At 40.2% G+C, this 229-nt stretch carries 1 protein-coding gene; it reads left to right on the forward strand.

What is annotated here, in order from left to right:
- Window positions 1-229: DUF1304 domain-containing protein (locus B0E34_RS22560; protein WP_123956475.1), on the forward strand; the 229-nt coding region annotated here is incomplete at both ends.

Here is a 229-nt window from a genome sequence, read left to right on the forward strand (position 1 = left end):
GGATAAAGAAGAACTGGCTCGTCCTTCAGTGAGTTCATTATTTAAAAATCAAGGGATTTATAATGCCTTGATAGGTGTCTTTCTCTTGTACGGGATTTATTTCTCACAAAGTTTGGAAATGGTGACCATCTTTGTTTTATTTGTGCTTGGTGCAGCGACCTACGGTTCTCTGACAGCAGACAAGAAGATTATTCTAAAGCAAGGTGGGCCTGCTATTTTGACTCTGCTG

The organism is Chryseobacterium mucoviscidosis (assembly GCF_002177115.1).
Taxonomy (GTDB): domain Bacteria; phylum Bacteroidota; class Bacteroidia; order Flavobacteriales; family Weeksellaceae; genus Chryseobacterium; species Chryseobacterium mucoviscidosis.